14 protein-coding genes are annotated in these 16219 nt (G+C 54.5%); 5 read left to right on the top strand and 9 right to left on the bottom strand.

What is annotated here, in order from left to right; translation table 11 throughout:
• Positions 1-45 precede the first annotated feature (45 nt).
• Entirely contained in the window at positions 46-453 is a 408-nt protein-coding gene (locus tag IEY39_RS09640; protein WP_188930913.1) for a group III truncated hemoglobin, read from the bottom strand.
• 134 nt (positions 454-587) lie between these two features.
• Between IEY39_RS09640 and IEY39_RS09635 the strand changes: the two genes are divergently transcribed.
• Both IEY39_RS09635 and IEY39_RS09630 read left to right on the top strand, forming a co-directional pair.
• On the top strand, positions 588-1514 hold the full coding sequence (locus IEY39_RS09635; RefSeq protein WP_188930911.1) for a helix-turn-helix domain-containing protein: 927 nt from the start codon (positions 588-590) through the stop codon (positions 1512-1514).
• A gap of 96 nt (positions 1515-1610) precedes the next feature.
• Positions 1611-2315 (top strand): SDR family oxidoreductase, encoded by a 705-nt coding sequence (locus tag IEY39_RS09630; RefSeq protein WP_188930909.1) that lies wholly within the window; start codon positions 1611-1613, stop codon positions 2313-2315.
• 10 nt (positions 2316-2325) lie between these two features.
• On the opposite strand, the gene IEY39_RS09625 is transcribed toward IEY39_RS09630, so the two are convergent.
• The 3 genes from IEY39_RS09625 to IEY39_RS09615 form a co-directional block, all read right to left on the bottom strand.
• Positions 2326-4707 carry an ABC transporter permease gene (locus IEY39_RS09625; RefSeq protein WP_188930907.1) on the bottom strand — a complete coding sequence of 794 codons (2382 nt, stop codon included), beginning with the start codon at positions 4705-4707 and terminating at the stop codon, positions 2326-2328.
• Positions 4708-4849: 142 nt separating this feature from the next.
• Positions 4850-5170, bottom strand: a complete 321-nt coding sequence (locus IEY39_RS09620; RefSeq protein ID WP_188930904.1) for a HigA family addiction module antitoxin — start codon at positions 5168-5170, stop codon at positions 4850-4852.
• Positions 5171-5187: 17 nt separating this feature from the next.
• Positions 5188-5403, bottom strand: coding sequence for a type II toxin-antitoxin system RelE/ParE family toxin (locus tag IEY39_RS09615; RefSeq protein ID WP_188932239.1), 216 nt, complete (start codon positions 5401-5403; stop codon positions 5188-5190).
• Positions 5404-5472: 69 nt separating this feature from the next.
• On the opposite strand from IEY39_RS09615, the gene IEY39_RS09610 reads away from it, so the two are divergent.
• Positions 5473-7707, top strand: a complete 2235-nt coding sequence (locus IEY39_RS09610) for an outer membrane protein assembly factor BamB family protein (protein ID WP_188930902.1) — start codon at positions 5473-5475, stop codon at positions 7705-7707.
• Positions 7708-7821: 114 nt separating this feature from the next.
• Positions 7822-8163, top strand: a complete 342-nt coding sequence (locus tag IEY39_RS09605) for a hypothetical protein (RefSeq protein ID WP_188930900.1) — start codon at positions 7822-7824, stop codon at positions 8161-8163.
• Between the two features lie 10 nt (positions 8164-8173).
• Here IEY39_RS09605 and IEY39_RS09600 read toward each other — a convergent pair whose 3' ends face one another.
• The gene (locus IEY39_RS09600) at positions 8174-8779 is read right to left on the bottom strand and encodes a response regulator transcription factor (RefSeq protein WP_229688849.1); all 606 of its coding nucleotides are present in this window, start codon (positions 8777-8779) and stop codon (positions 8174-8176) included.
• 6 nt (positions 8780-8785) lie between these two features.
• On the bottom strand, positions 8786-10744 hold the full coding sequence (locus IEY39_RS09595; protein ID WP_188930898.1) for a histidine kinase dimerization/phosphoacceptor domain -containing protein: 1959 nt from the start codon (positions 10742-10744) through the stop codon (positions 8786-8788).
• A 207-nt stretch (positions 10745-10951) separates the two neighbouring features.
• On the opposite strand from IEY39_RS09595, the gene treS reads away from it, so the two are divergent.
• Positions 10952-14317: a maltose alpha-D-glucosyltransferase gene (gene treS, locus IEY39_RS09590; protein ID WP_188930896.1), complete on the top strand. Its 3366-nt coding sequence runs from the start codon at positions 10952-10954 to the stop codon at positions 14315-14317.
• Here the strand turns inward: treS and IEY39_RS09585 are convergent.
• From IEY39_RS09585 to IEY39_RS09575, 3 genes are read right to left on the bottom strand one after another with little or no spacing between them, the layout of a single operon-like run.
• The gene (locus IEY39_RS09585) at positions 14298-14669 is read right to left on the bottom strand and encodes a DUF488 domain-containing protein (protein WP_188930894.1); all 372 of its coding nucleotides are present in this window, start codon (positions 14667-14669) and stop codon (positions 14298-14300) included. The two genes, treS and IEY39_RS09585, sit on opposite strands and share 20 nt — an antisense overlap.
• Before the next feature lie 18 nt (positions 14670-14687).
• Positions 14688-15239, bottom strand: a complete 552-nt coding sequence (locus IEY39_RS09580; RefSeq protein ID WP_188930891.1) for a GNAT family N-acetyltransferase — start codon at positions 15237-15239, stop codon at positions 14688-14690.
• Between the two features lie 4 nt (positions 15240-15243).
• Entirely contained in the window at positions 15244-16215 is a 972-nt protein-coding gene (locus IEY39_RS09575) for an MBL fold metallo-hydrolase (protein WP_188930890.1), read from the bottom strand.
• Positions 16216-16219: the final 4 nt, after the last annotated feature.

Here is a 16219-nt window from a genome sequence, read left to right as displayed (position 1 = left end):
AGGTTTAATAGCCTAACCTACGAAATGTTGGGGAGAATTCGGGTGCTAGTTTAATGCAGTGGGGTAAATGGGTGGCTGGCCGCTGTTGTAAGCGGTGATGCGGGACAGGAAGGTGCGGGCGATGGTGCCGGCTTTTTTCATGGCTTCGCCGGCGACGGGGCCGTTGAAGTTTTGCTCGAGGGTTTCGAAGAAGAGGTGCAGCCAGCGGTTGAAATGGGTTCCATCGACGGGGAGGGTGAGATGTTTGGAGAGCGGGTGGCCGGAATAGCCGTCGTTGCCAAAGAGGGCCATGCCCCAGAACTTGTACATGGTTTCGAGGTGTCGGTCCCAGTTTTCCCCGAGGCGGGAGAGGAAGATGGGGCCGAGGAGATCGTCGGCTTTTACTTTTGCATAGAAGGTGTTTACGAGGAGTTTTATATCTGCTTCGGTGTTAATGTCTTTTTGTGGTGTCATGCTTTTATTGGATGACCCGGGCTATTGGGTCACCGGCGGCAAAGATACGAAGATGGGTGGAAATAAAAGACTTTTTTGTCTTTTATTTAGGCGGTGGGCGTTGGCGGGACGGCTGTGTTATCTTTGGTGGCAATATGAAGACCAGTAAAGCGGATATTCCCAAATATGATCTTGACCATTTCCGGCCTGTTCACCGGCAGGAGGATGATCCTTCGGTGTTTGGGTGTAATAGTCTTCCGCGGAGCCGGTTTATTCCGGGTTTCGAGTTGTATTCGAGTATGGGATTGGTGCATTCGGTAGGGCCGTTGCGGTCTGAATTCTACCGCGTCAGTATTACCGTGAGTGGAAAGCTGGACATGCAGATCGGGCTGGAGCGTTATCGTCACCAGGACCGCACTATCTGCTTTACTTATCCCAATCAGATATTTTCCAAGACGATAAACGCCAACACTCTTGGGTATTATTTGCTCTTCAAGGCGGATTTCCTTGATGAGGTATTGCCTGCGGGGCGGTTGCCGGGGGAGTTTCCCTTTCTGAGTACGACGGGTGTGCCTTTGTTTCAGGTTTCTGTAGAAGAGTTGGCGGTGGTGGTCGATCTGGTGAAGAAGATGGATGTCGAAGTGCGTGAGGATCGTCGCGATAGGGCCCGGGCGGTGCAATTGTATTTGTATCTGCTGTTGCTGGAAGCCCGGCGAAGTTATGAGCGGCAGCAGCTGGACCATCCGGCGCCGGTGGCGGCGGGGCATGGCCTGGTGGCTCGTTTTCAGAAGCTGGTGGGGGAACATTTCCTTGCCAAGCGGCAGGTCGCCGACTATGCGCGATTGCTGGCGGTGAGCGCCAACCATCTCAACAGAGTAGTGAAAGAGGTGACGGGACGGACGGCTTCGGATAGTATCCGGGAGATGTTGGGCCAGGAAGCGAAATCGCTTTTACGATATACCGATAATTCGATCTCAGAGATAGCCTACCGGCTTGATTTTAGTGATCCTGCGTCGTTCAATCGATTTTTTAAGACGGAGACGGGGGAGACGCCGCTTGTTTATCGTAATAGGAATAAGTAGGGGCGGCGGGCGAGGAATAATCCAGTCAATAGAATGCAGTATTGAGTGAATGGCCGGACGGCCATTGTGGAGGAGCTTTGTGGTAAATATTCAATTATGAAATTTAAGGATCAAAAGATTGTAATTGCGGGTGGAACATCGGGGATCGGATTGGCAACGGCCCGGCATTTTTTTCAGCAGGGGGCGACTGTTACGGTGATGGGGCGTAGTGCGGAGCGGGTAGCTGCCGCACAACGTGAAGGACTAAGCGCCGTAATTGTAGATTGTGGTGACCGGAAGGAATTAGATGCTTTTTTTGCGAGCTACGGGCCGGTGGATCATCTTGTCATTGCGCTTGGGGGCTCCAAGGGGATGGGGGAATTTGCGGGGTTGTCCCTGGCTTTGTTGCGGGAAGGTTTTGCGGAGAAGTTCTGGCCGCATCTGGAGACGCTGCAGGCGGCGTTGTCTTATCTGCGTTCGGGTGCGAGTGTTACCTTGATCACGGCTATCTCGTCGATCTGCAAGATGCCCGGGACATCGGGGCTCGGGGCTATCAATGGGGCGCTGGAGGTGATGGTGCCTGTTTTGGCGAGGGAGTTGCAGACGATGCGGATCAATGCCGTTTCGCCGGGGGTGGTGGATACGCCATGGTGGAGTTTTGTGCCGGCGGAGAGCAGACAAGATGCGTTTGCGCAGTTTACGGCAAATATCCAGGCAAAGCGGGCTGCGCAGCCTGAGGAAATTGCCGATGCGGTTGGCTTTGTGGCGGGGAATGCGTATATGACGGGGAAAGTCATCTTTGTGGATGGGGGGATTGCGTAAGAGGGAGGCGTTATTCCGATCGCAGGCTATTGATCGGATTGCTCATTGCCGCTCGTACCGCCTGGGTACTGACGGTGAGCAGGGCGATCACGAGGGCACAGCCGCCGGCGATTGCGAAGACCCACCAATGAATGGCCGTGTGATAAGTATAGGTGGACAGCCAGTCGCTCATCGCCCACCAGGCAAGGGGGAAGGCGATGGCGCAGGAGAGGAGCACCAGTTGGAGGAATTCGCGGGAAAGGAGGCTGGTGAGATGGGGGACGGAGGCACCCAGGACTTTGCGGATGCCCAGTTCTTTTGTGCGTTGTTCGGCGGTGTAGGCGGCCAGGCCGAAGAGACCGAGACAAGAGATGGAGATGGCGAGGATGGCGAAGACACCGGCCAGGCGGCCGATGCGGGTCTCGGTGTCGAAGCGACGCTGGTATTGTTCGTCTGCGAATTTGAGTTCGACAGGATATCCCGGGTTGTTGGCTTTGATGATGGCTTCTATTTTGGCGATGGCAGAGGGCAGCGAGGCGCCGGATCTCAACCGGATATCCAGACTGTGTGCATATCTGAGAAGGGAAGGGTTGCAGTACAATAACAGGGGAGTGGCCTTGCCATACATATCGTTGAAGATGAAATTGCGGACGATGCCGACGATGGTCAAGGGTGGATTACCATGTGTGGAAACGAGCTGACCACCTACTTTACCGTCCTTGCCCATCAGCGTGGCCAGGCTTTGGTTGATGATCACCGAGGTGCTGTCCATATTGGGGTCGGGATAGAGATCGCGGCCTTCTTTTAACTGCAGACCCATTGTAGACAGGTAGCCGGGCGAGATGACTTCCTGGTTGATGACGACTTTGTTATTAAGATCATTACCTGCCCAGCTGAATTGGGTGTTGTCGGTGCCGCTCCACATTTCCAAAGGTCTGCTAAAGCTGAGAGCGGTATTCTCCACGAGGCCGGTGGCCACGAGCTGATCGTGAATGGCGTTGAAGCGATCGCTTATTTTCCCCTGAACATCGAGGTAGAGCAGGTTTTGTTTGTCATAGCCAAGATCACGGTCTTTTATATGTTGCACCTGCTGATATATAATGACGGTGGAGACGATGAGGATCACCGATAGCGTGAACTGTGTTATAACAAGCCCTTTGCGGATGATGCCGGCCCTGCCTCTTGTATGGACCTTTAATCCTTTCAATACGGCGATGGGGTTGAAAGAAGACAGATAGAAGGCGGGATAACTGCCGGAGAGCAGGCCGCAGCCGATGCCGATGGCGAGCAGACCGGTGAGATGGATGGGATGGAGCGGCTGGAAGGTTAGTTCTTTGTCGACGAGGTCATTGAAGGCCGGAAGGGAAAGATACACGAGCAGGATGGCCAGCAGGACGGAGAGGAAAGAGAGCAGGAGGGATTCCGAGAGGTAGCGGCCAATGAGTGACTGCCTTAGTGCGCCCAGGGTCTTCCGGACTCCGACCTCTCTTGCTCTTTGCCCGGCGCGGGCGGTGGCAAGGTTCATGAAATTGATACACGCAATGAGCAGGATCATCGAGGCGATGAGGGAGAACAGCCGCACATATTTTATCTGACCGCCATCGGGTTTGCCGTTGGTGTAGTTGCCATAAAGATGCCAGTCGCTAAGGCGCATGAGGACAATATCCGCTTTGGTGAATACCGGTTCTTTGGGTCGGATGAGCGATGTCAGCTGCCGGTTCACCGTTTCTGTCGGAGTATTCGGGCCCAGTTCGACAAAAGTGGTGATGCCCCAGTTGACCCAGGGTTCGAGCCATTTGTTCTTTTCGAGGTAGTTGTCGATGGGGGCGATCCAGTCGAAGTCGAGGGTATAATTGGAAGGGAAGTCCCGGATGACGCCGGTGATGGTATAGTCCTGTTCATTGTTCATGCGCAGAGTCTTGCCTATGGGGTCTGCCTGGCCGAAGAAGGTCTTTGCCATCTTCTCTGTGATGACCAGGGAATGCAGTTGCCGGAAGGCGCCGGCGGCATTGCCTTTGACAAAGGGCAGGAGCATCATGTCGAAGTAGTTGCTATCGGCAAAGTAGCCTTCCTGGTATATCGTTTTATCCTGCCGGCTAAAGACTATCCTGCCGCGACCGGAGATGCGGGCAGCGTTCCTGATGGTGGAGATGGTTTCGCGAGCGGCTTTGGCCATGGGACCGGGTACGCCTTCGTAGCTGGTGATGCCGCTGCCATAGTGCATATTGAGGCGGACCATGAAGAGTTGATCCCTTTTGGCAACGGCGTGGTCGAAGTTGAGTTCGTCCTCCACCCAGAGGAAGATGAGAGTAGCGCAGGCGATGCCCAGGGCCAGGCCGGCGATGTTGAGCAGACCGTAGGTGGGTTTGTTGCGCAGGCTGCGGAGGGTGGTGAGGAAGTAGTTCTTCAGCATGTAGTGGTTGGCACCAAGGATGTGCCAGAATTGCAGGGTGTTGGTTGTTAGCTGATTGGCGGGTGGGCAGGAGGGGGATTGTTCGGTTTTGATACGTAGGGTGTGCGGTTGAGCGGGGGCCGGGCGACCATAGGGGATTGGTCTAGCTTGCTTTCCAGGCCTTTGAGCGTTCTTTTGTCCTAAGCGACCGGATATGGGTTATCTTGATCTTCGAACCGGCATGCCACAGATCGTAGTTACGCTGCATGTTCAGCCAGAGTTCGGGGGTGGTGTTGAAGGCCTTTCCCAATCTTAGGGCCATTTCGGCGCTAACGCCCATATGGCAATTGACCAATTGGGATACTGTTTTACGGGCCACTCCGAGATTATCGGCGAGCGCGGTGATCGTGATACCAAGGGGTTCGAGGTACATTTCTTTTAAAATTTCGCCCGGATGGATGGGGGGCATTGCTTGTTGCAACATTCTTAGTTTGTTTTTAATTAGTGATAGTCGAGGTAATCTACGAGGTGTGCATTCCCATTTTCAAATCTAAAGATTATTCTATAGTTACCTGTGACTGTAACAGACCAATAACCTTTCAAATCCCCTTTCAACGAATGCAAACCTGCGCCGGGATAATTCAAATCTTCTACCTTTTCTGCGCCATGCAACAAAATAAGGATATTCCTGATCTTTTCCACCTGCTCTGCCGGCAGAGGACGAAGGCGGGCGGCTCAGCGGCGGACATGGGTTAAATTTATGTATATTCATTCTTAAAAGATCACATGCGCATTTGTCTGAACGATTGTTTGGCGGCACTGCTTTTTTTCTTAGTGGCCTGCCATTCCCCACGGCGGGATGCCAATGTCTCCTGGGCTGTGTATGGCGGCACCCGGGGGAATACCCATTATTCTTTGCTAACACAGATCGATACCAACTCCGTCGGCCGGCTGCAGCGGGTATGGGAATATCATACCAGGGACGGAGACAGCGTCTCGCAGATGCAGGTGAATCCGCTGATGATCGACGGAGTTTTGTATGGAGTGTCGCCGAAGCTGAAGCTTTTTGCGTTGGACGCGGCGTCGGGCCGGGAAAGATGGGTCTTTGATCCTGCATCGCCCGTGGGTGGGGGGGCACCGAAGATCTCGATCGCGATCAATGCCTGCCGCGGGGTCGCTTATTATACCGGGGGGCTAACGGACCAGCGGCTTTTCTATGGTGCGGGCTCTTATCTCTTTTGTATCGATGCGTTGACAGGAAAGCAGGAGGCCGGGTTTGGAGACAGTGGAAGGATCGATCTGCACAGCGACCTGGGAAGGGATGTAAAAGACCTGTATGTGGCGGCGACCACTCCGGGGATGGTCTATAAGGATATGATCATCGTTGGCGACCGGGTTGCGGAGGAAGCGGATGCTGCTCCGGGACATATCCGCGCCTATGATGTACATACGGGCAAGTTGCGTTGGATATTTCATACTATCCCCTATCCCGGGGAGATGGGATACGAGAGCTGGGACGACACGGCTGCGTATAAGCATCTCGGTGGGGTAAACGCCTGGTCGGGCTTTAGCCTGGATGAAGAGAAAGGGATATTGTATGCGCCGATAGGGTCGGCTTCCTATGATTTTTATGGCGGCAGACGCAACGGCAACGATCTTTTCGCCAACTGTGTCCTGGCGCTCGATGCCAATACGGGTAAACGGCTCTGGCATTTCCAGACCGTGCATCACGACATCTGGGACCGCGATCCGCCGACGCCACCGGTGTTGGTGACCGTGCGAAAAGATGGAAAGGATGTGCCCGCCGTGGTGCAGGTGACCAAGAGCGGATTGGTTTTCCTCTTCGATCGCCTGACAGGACAACCACTTTCACCGATCGAAGAAAGACCCGTGCCGCCCGACACCGCATTGCCGGGTGAAAAGCTGTCACCTACCCAGCCCTTTCCGGTAGGCATGCCGGTGTTTGCACGCCAATCCCTCACCGAAGCCGATCTGAATCCGCTGGTGCCGGATTCTTCGCTTGCTGATCTGAAGAAGCGGCTGGCGGGTTACCGGACAGGGCGGCCTTTTATCCCGCCATCGAGACAGGGGACCGTGATCTTTCCGGGGTTTGACGGGGGCGCGGAATGGGGCGGGCCGGCTTATGACGAGGAAACGGGATTGCTTTATATCAATGCTAACGAGATGCCGTGGGTATTGACGATGATAGATGCAAAGAAGGGCGTGGCCGGTGGGGCAGGTGGTAAGGAGGCGACGCCGGTGGCTGGGGGCGGTGCGGGGCATGGTGCGCATGGGGCGGCTGTGCCTACGGTGGGGGAGGCGGCAAAGATGCTGTATGCGACGGATTGCCAGGTTTGTCATGGCGCCAACCGGCAGGGTGGGGGGAATTTTCCGACGTTGGTGGGGATGAACAAGAAATATACTACCGAAGGGTTTATTTCGCTGATCTCGGAGGGCAGGCGGATGATGCCGGCATTCAAGCAGCTGAGCGCGGATGAAAAGCAGGCGCTGGCGGCTTATATCCTGGACCAAACCGCAGCGCTTGGAAAACGGTTTGTCAATGCGTCCGCCAAACCGACAGACCCGTATTTCCAGTTGCCCTATGTGGCGACGGGGTATAATAAATTTTTGACAAAGGAAGGATACCCGGCGGTGGCGCCGCCCTGGGGGACACTAACGGCGATGGATATCAGCAAAGGGACCATCGTCTGGAAGGATACGCTTGGGGACTACCCGGAGTTGAAGGCCAGGGGTATCCATACCGGAACGGAGAATTATGGCGGTGGGGTGGTGACGGCAGGCGGACTGCTGTTTATCGCGGCTACGAGCGATGCGAAGATCAGGGCTTTTAATAAGCGGACGGGGCAGTTGTTGTGGGAAGGCGATCTGCCCGCAGCGGGATTTGCCACTCCAGCGGTGTATGCGGTGGATGGGCGTCAGTATGTAGTTATTGCATGCGGTGGTGGAAAGCTGCATAAACCTTCGGGAGACTCATATGTGGCGTTTGCATTACCGGAATAGGAGACCGTTTTACCGGTTTGGGGGGCTTTTTTGCGGCGTTCGGGGATGTTGACCCGGACAGGATGTTACAGTTGTTTTTTTGCCGGTGTCTTTTGAGGCATAAAACTTCTGATGATGAGAAACTTCCTAATACCCCCCGTTTTGTTGCTCATCGTTTTTGCGGCCTGTACCACGACTTTGCCGACCGCCTCCCTGGAAGATGCTTATTTTGTACGGGTGGAATGCCAGGGTGATGTTAATTCGCGACAGATGGTGTTATTATGCTTGCGGCAGGGAAGGGCAAAGGATATGCATGAAGACAACAACGGCAACGTGCTGGTGATAGAAACGGCCTATTATAAGTCGGAGACTTCGGAGGGAGTCATGCAGAAAATAGCAGATGACCTGCGACGGATGCCGGTGGTGTTGTCTGTCGACGTTGCAGAAAATCGATCTGTGATACATCAGTCTCCCTAGGTGAGGCCGGCTATTTTAACAGGTGGCCGTTTTGGCCGACCCATTTGAGCAGGGCGTTGTTCTCATCGGCCAGTTGCAGTTTGCGGCAGATGTTGTGGCGGTGGTTCTTGATGGTATAGCGGCTGAGGTGAAGCGTGCCGGCTATCTCCACGGTTGTCTTTTTTTCGCGGATAAGGCGGAGGATGCGCAGTTCGATCTGGCTGAAGAGGTTGCCGGGTTGGAGAAGGGGCTTGCCGGTGAGGTTCTCCGAATCGAGGCGGCTTATGACCAATTGCACACCGGCGAAGAGCTGGGTCTCGTCGATGGGTTTTATGAGATAATTGGCGGGGTGAGTGGCGGCGGCTTTCTGGATGATAGAGTGGGTCTGGTACGAAGTGATGTAGATGACCTCGAAGGCGTAGGAGCGGCGGAGGTCGGTGATGAGATCGATGCCCGAGAGCTCGTCTTCGAGCTGGATATCGCAAAGCAGGAGATGGGGCAGCATCTCGGTCATAGCCGTTTGGGCTTCCGCGCCGGAGACGGCGATGCGGGTCTCGCAGGTGAAGTGGTTGCGGAGCTGTTGCTCGATGAAACGGCCGATAATAATTTCGTCTTCAATAATCAGGATCCTTATCATGGATGGTTAAACTGGGATGGTGAAAGAATAGCTCAGCCCCTGGTCCCCGGTGATCGTCATTTGACCGTTCATCTGGCGGGTGAGGTCTTTGATGAGCGGGATACCCATCGTAAACTTTTCGCTTGTACCATTTACGGGGATGCCGGTGCCGTTGTCCGAATAGGTGAAATGCAGCATACGGTCGCCCGTCATCACCGCTTCCACGCGGATGCAGGGATCGGGATGATCTTTGAAAGCGTGTTTGAAGGTGTTGGTGAACAGTTCTGACAAAATGAGACCAAAGGAGAGGGTATGTTTATCGCTAAGCCGGAGGTCTGCAGGGATATTCTGCAGGACTCGGGTCTTGTCTTTTATGTCGTAGATCTTTTGCAGATGCAGGGCCAATTCGAGGATGAATTCGCACAAGCCGATGCTACGGCCTTTCTCGAAGTTGAACAACTTCTCGTTTACCAGCATCATGGCCCTGATCTTCCCGATATTTCCCATCAGGATGTCGCGGGAAGTGTTATCGCTGACCATGGGCAGCTGCAGGCTGAGCAGGCTGTAGAGCAATTGGAGGTTGTTCTTTACCCGGTGGTTCAGCTCATTTATGAGGAGTTCGATCTTGGTATTTCTTTCCGCGAGCTGGTGCTTCTGGTTTTGCAGCCGCTGGTTGGAGACGCGCAACTGCTCCGTCCTTTCTTCCACCCTTTTTTCCAGGAAGTTGTTCTGATGCTGCTGAAGCCGGTTGAGTTGTTCGAGCGCCGCCTGTTTGGCCACTTCGTGGCGGCGCATCTCTTCTTTCAACCCGGTGGAAAAGAGCAGGAAGACGGTGAGGACGAGGCAGGCGCCGACAAGGCTGATGCTGGAGAGCGTTCGTTCGTGTATGATGAGGGCATTGAGCGCCAGGAAGAGCCCGGCTACTTCGGTGAGCAGGATGCCATAAGCAAGGTAGCGTTGGGCGGGTTTGAGCCGGGGCCAGCAAGTATAGAGGATAGCCGCGACGAAGGCGAGCATCAGCGGTTGGCCGACGAGGCAGGTGAGGAGGGTGGCGAGTCTATAGTTGCCGGTGAAATAGTCGATGAAAAAAATGATCACGGAGGAACCTGCGATGATCACCGGTACAAGCCGGGCCCAGGTGTAGAGTTTTGGAAAGTCTTTTTTCAGGCGCCAGAAGTCGGCAACCAGGAAGTAGAGCCCGATGGTGCCTGCATGCAGGAAGTGGATGTTGAGCAGCCAGGCGCCGGCGGGGTGTTCGGGGGAGAACCAGTCTATCCAATAGCCGCCGGAGGTGATGACATAGCAGCCGACGCCACCGATGAAAAGCAGGAGCCAGCCATAGGGCCGGAAGCGGCTGACGATCCAGGACAGTAGCGTATAGACGAAAAAGAGGGTGACGGCGCCCAGGAGAGCGGCGTCGATGAATTCCCTTGACCGGACGATGTCGAAATATTGCCTTTTCGGCAGCATCTCGAAATCGAATCTGGGTTGAAAGTGTTTTGTATGCTGCACCCGCAGCAGGATCGTATAGGTTTTGTTCTTTTCCAGGGGAAGGATAGTGAAGAAACGGCCGTCACCATCGTTGAGCTGACTGCCCGGACGGAAGGCGCCGGCGAGCCGATGGGTGATGAGGTTGCTGTCTTCGTAAAGGTATACCTCCACGAAGGTGAGATGGCTGAAGGCGAGGACCTCGCCCGGATCGGGGACGTCGCTTGTGCGGACAGTGGCCCGGAGCCAGTATACACTGACGGGGTTGCCTTTTGGCAGGGAGGCGAGGGGAATAAAAGCGTTGGGACGATGGATGAGGTCGCCGGCGGTGGAGATGCCAGCCGCATCTTCGAGAGCGGTGAACCAGGGTTGCAGCGACAACCGCTGGCCTGCCAGGAGGGGAGTCGTTATTGTTCTACCATCAGCCTGACCAATACTAAGAAGAAACCCTGCCAGGAAGAGCCATCCCGCGGGCTTTAGCAATTTTCCACAAGCCATTCTGATAAAAGTACAAAAATTTGAATGTTACCTACCTGTAGATGTACGTAAAAAAAGTAGATAGAGACTTGGAGTAGGCAAAAATTATCCTGGATTAGGTGATTTTTAACCAAATGGGAATATATTATATAAGTTTATTATTGGATGAGCGCGTTTTAGTGCATCCTGGGTGCGGGGAAGGGGAATGAGATTTGCCGTCATTTAGATATGCTGAACGACGAGTTGCACTGGTATAAGGATGCGATCATTTATGAGTTGCATATAAAGGCCTTCTGCGATGGTGATGGAGATGGCGTGGGGGATTTTCAGGGATTGATGCAGAAGCTGGATTATTTACAGGACCTGGGTGTAACCGCCATCTGGCTATTGCCTTTTTATCCATCGCCATTGAAGGACGATGGCTATGATATAGCCGATTATTATACGATCAACCCGTCTTACGGTGATGTTTCGCAATTCCGGCATTTTTTGAAAGAAGCGCACCGGCGTAATCTGAAGGTGATAACCGAATTGGTGATCAATCATACCTCCGATGAGCACGTGTGGTTCCAGCGGGCGCGGAAGGCGCCGAAGGGGTCAAAGGAGCGGAACTTCTATGTGTGGACAGACAATCCCGATCAATACAAGGATGTGCGGATCATCTTCCAGGATTTTGAGAATTCCAACTGGACGTGGGATCCCATAGCGGAACAGTACTACTGGCACCGGTTCTATCATCACCAGCCCGATCTCAATTATGACAATCCCGTTGTGCAGGAAGAAGTATTCCGGATCATCGATCACTGGTGCCGGGTGGGAGTGGATGGGTTTCGACTGGATGCCGTCCCCTACCTTTTCGAGCGGGAAGGAACGAACGGGGAGAACCTGTCCGAGACGCATACCTTTTTGAAGCTGTTACGGCGGCACCTGGACGAGCATTTTCCCGGAAGGGTATTGCTGGCGGAGGCGAATATGTGGCCCGAAGACTCCGCTTCCTATTTTGGCAATGGCGACGAATGCCATATGAACTATCACTTTCCTGCGATGCCGCGGATGTTTATGGCGTTGCAGATGGAAGACCGCTACCCCATCACGGATATTTTTGATCAGACGCCGGAGATACCCGAAGTCTGTCAATGGGCCATCTTTCTGCGGAATCACGATGAGCTGACGCTGGAGATGGTGACGGATGAAGAGCGGGATTATATGTATAAAGTATATGCCCGGGACCCAAAGGCGCGGATCAACCTGGGTATCCGGCACCGGCTGGCGCCCTTGCTGGACAACAACCGCCGGAAGATAGAATTGCTCAACTCCCTGCTTTTTGCGTTGCCCGGGACGCCGGTGATCTATTATGGGGATGAGATCGGGATGGGCGATAATTTCTACCTGGGCGACCGGGATGGTGTGCGGACTCCCATGCAGTGGTCGCCGGACCGGAATGCGGGTTTTTCCGCCGCTAACCCGCAAAAGCTGTATTTGCCACTTATCCTCGATCCGGAATATCATTATGAGTCGGTGAATGTAGAGACCCAGCGGAGCAATACTTCCTCGTTGTTCTGGTTTATGAAGCGACTCATCGCCGTGAGGAAGAAATTCAAGACATGGGGCCGGGGCAGTATGAAATTCGTCAACACGGAGAACCCGAAGGTGTTGACCTTTGTCCGGGTGTATGAGGACGAGACCTTGCTTGTTGTTGTCAACCTGTCCAAATTCTCGCAGGCGGCTGAAGTGGATCTGCTTGCCTATAAGGGATTTGTACCGGTGGATGTGTTCAGCAGGAACCGCTTCCCGGTGATCCGTGAGGATGGACAGTATTTTTTTACGCTGGCGTCGTATTCCTTCCAGTGGTTTGTGCTGGAGAAGGCGCATCCGGAGATGGATGAAGAAAAGCCCCTGCCGCTTTTGGTGTTGCGTCAGTGGTCGGGATTGATGGAAGGCGCGGCGAAGCGGCAATTGGAGAATACGATATTGCCGCGCTACCTGGTGAGGGCGAAGTGGTTTATTCCGAAAGAGCGGAATACTTACCAGGTGGTGGTGTCGGGCTATACCTTGTTACCTGTTGGGGGCAAGCCGGTCTTCTGGCTTCTGCTGGAGATCGTGGGTGATGACGGCATGCCGGGGATGTATCAGCTGCCGGTGTGGATCGTCGGGCCGGAGGCTGCCAGGGGGCTTGGCGAGACCTTTCCCGAGGCGCTGATCGCGCAGGTGAGGTCGGAGGAAGGTGAGGGGGTATTGGTAGATGCCTTTTTTAGTCCTGAGTGGCAGATGGCCTTGTTGCAGCGATTGGCGCCCGGACATAAGGGGCATTCGGCGGCGTCTGTTGTTTTTGAGGGGAGTCCGAAGGTGAAGGAGTATTTGAAAGGGGAGACCGCGACGGCATCGAAGATACATGTTTCCGACCTGTACAATACTTCTATTGCTTATGGTACGCAATTTTTTTTGAAGCTATACCGGAAGATAGACCGGGTGGTAAATGCGGATCAGGAGCTTACACACTTTTTGTCGAAGGAAGCGAAATTCCCGTATCTGCCTGCCTTTTTCGGCAGCATTGAATGGCGGGATAAAAAGGGGGTTATCGTGCTGGGGCTATTGCAGGAGATGATCGAAAATCACGGGGATGGGTATAGTTTTTTCCGGGAGCGGATCACTAATTATATCGAGCGGATCATGACGGCAGGCAAGGATGCGGTGTTGCCGCAGGAGCGCTTGGGAACTCTTGCAGCGCCGATGGCTTTTGAAGAGCTGTCAACCGATTTACAGACTCTGTTTGGGGCCCATGCTGCCGAGGAGGCGAAGCTGATCGGGGTGCGGACGGCGGAAATGCATCTGGCGCTTGCTTCGGCGACCGGCAAGGACCTAAAACCAGAGCCTTTTTCGCTGTATTATCAGCGGAGTCTTTTCTCTGCGATGCAGTCGCTTGTACGCGAAACCTATCAAAATCTTGCGCGGAACACGCAATCGCTGCCGAAGGACATGCAGGAGCGGATGGAGCGGATCGTCGCCTATCGCCCCGAGCTGCTGGCGACGTTGACAAAGATCTATGCAAAGAAATTGGATACGTTGAAGATACGGGTGCATGGCAATTATCATCTTGGGCAGATACTGCTGACGGGGAAGGACCTGGCCATCAATGATTTTAGGGGAGACCCTGCGCTTAGTTACAGCGAAAGCAGGTTGCGGCGATCGCCTCTTGTCGATCTGGCGACGATGATCGTCAGCATCCATATTGTAGCGTTTGAGGGGATAATGAAGAGCCAGCAGCTGCATGAAGAGGACATTAAGCGGCTGTTGCCGATGGCGGGGCTTTGGGCGCATCATGTCAGCGGGTGGTTTGTCCGGGCATATAAGGAGCGGGTCAGGGAAGGGGCACTTTTACCGGCGAAACGGGAAGATTTTGAGACGCTGCTGAATTATTTCCTTGTACAGAAGGCGATTGCGTTGTTTAATAGCTATTTGAAGCATGATCCGAGGTGGTTGATCATTCCCCAGGCGATATTAAGAAGTGTCCTGCGGCCACAGCCGGAAGTGGTTGTCCCGAATGTTGCCGATGTAGCGCCGAAGCCGGCCGGGGTTAGTGGAAGCGGTGGGTGAAGGCGTGTTCGAGATATTCTTTTAAGACGAGGGCGTTGTTATGTTCTTCGTCTTTTTTTGCGTAGATGAGGGTGAGGAGTTTTTCCTGCTGGTATTTTTCGATGAAGACTTCGACGGCCTCGTTGTGCTTTAATTCAGCTTTGTATTTTTTTTCGAACTCGGGCCAGCTGCCGGGGGCGTCATGGTAGGACTCCCTGAGTTCGGTGGATGGGGCGATATCTTTTGCCCATTCATCGATGTGGGCTTCTTCCTTTTTTACTCCGCGCGGCCAGAGCCGGTCGACGAGGATACGGATGCCGTCCGTTTTGTCGGGGGCTTCGTATGCGCGTTTGAGCTTGATGGTGGGATGCATGGTGTTATGTTTTTTGTGTTATGTCCAGTCCCAGAGGACCACATGCCAGATACCGGCTTCGTCGTGATGGGTGTCGATGGTTTGGAAGCCGACCTTTTCATGGGCCTTCATGGAGCGGGGATTGGCGGGGGAGATCTCGGTTATAAGGAGATCGTAGGTCTTGCTATAGAATTGCCGGTGGCCCTGGTAGAGTATTTGGACGAGTCCTTTACCGCGATAGCCTTCGGCGACGCAGATCTGCCCCATGAGATAGAATCGTTGTTCGCCCAGGAGACGGCCTTTGTACGGCAGGGTGGAGGCATGGTTAAAGGTAGGGATGGCGTTTGGATAAGTTTCCAGGGATTCGGGGGTAAGGGTGAGGGCATAGCCGGCGAGGGTGTCACCGTCCATGACGATGACGGATGGGGCGATGACGTGGAGGGTGCGGAGGATCTCCGGGGTATAGACCCAGGAGACAAACCCTTCTTTCGCCTTTGTCTCCGCCGAGATATTGGCCGAGAGGTTGGCATTGGAGAGGGCGGCGATCTGGGCTATTTCTTTGTCGCTGGAAACGAGTTTTGGCGATAGCATGGGCTTAGAATAGTGAGGTTTGGATGGAGGTGGGTTTACCTTTGTTAGCCGTAAGGGCTTTGCGGCGTTTGCCGGTGGTTGGGGTGGAGGCCGGAGGTTTCGGATTGACGGATGACTGTGCGGCGGCAAGCTGGGGTGCGGTGTGTTGCGCGGGTTGGGGACGGCGTTTGCCTTCGGGGGTCCAGTCGGGACCGGGTGTGCCGCTATAGCAGCCATCGATGGAGTATACTTCGGATTCGGTGTGACGGGAGGCCACGGTGATGGTTGTCCCTTGTGATTGCTCTTCGAAGAGGGCCTGCGCCAGTTCGGGCCGGTTGTTGTCCTGCGAAAGGTGGGACAACAGGAGGTGGCTCATAAAGGACGGGCGGTAGGCGGAGAAGAGCTCGAGGGCCTGGCGGTTGGACAGGTGGCCGTGGCCGCCGCGGATACGATTTTTCAGCGGCCAGGGATAACGGCCTTTTTCGAGCATTTCTTCGTCGTAGTTGGTTTCGAGAAAAGCGGCGTGGCAGCTGGTGAAATGCCGGATGAGGTTGTCACAGACGGCGCCGATATCGGTGAAGATACCGATGCGGACGGTGGGGGAGGAGACGACAAAGCTATAGGGATCGGAGGCGTCGTGCGCTTTTGAGAAAGCAAGGACGCTGAGGCCGCCGATGGTGACTGACTGCCCTTCGCTGAAGCTTTTCACGAGCTGTGGGTCGGGAGGAAAGCGGCATTCCGCCAGCGTCGGCTGGGTGATATAAACCGGCAGCTGATAGCGGCGGGACAGGACCTCTACACCACGGATATGGTCGTCGTGTTCGTGGGAGATGAAGATGGCTTTGACGCGGGACAGGGGCAGGCCGAGGCGGCGCATACGACGTTCGGTCTCCCGGCAGGAGAGGCCGGCATCGATGAGAACGGCTTCGTCGTTGTTGCCGATGTAATAACAGTTGCCGTTGCTGCCCGAATTTAGCGATGCAATGTAGAGCGTCATGGGT

This window comes from Puia dinghuensis, from assembly GCF_014642875.1.
Classification (GTDB): Bacteria; Bacteroidota; Bacteroidia; order Chitinophagales; family Chitinophagaceae; genus Puia; species Puia dinghuensis.
The sequence above is the reverse complement of the archived record's forward strand: the minus strand, read 5'-3'. Positions and strand labels throughout refer to the sequence as shown.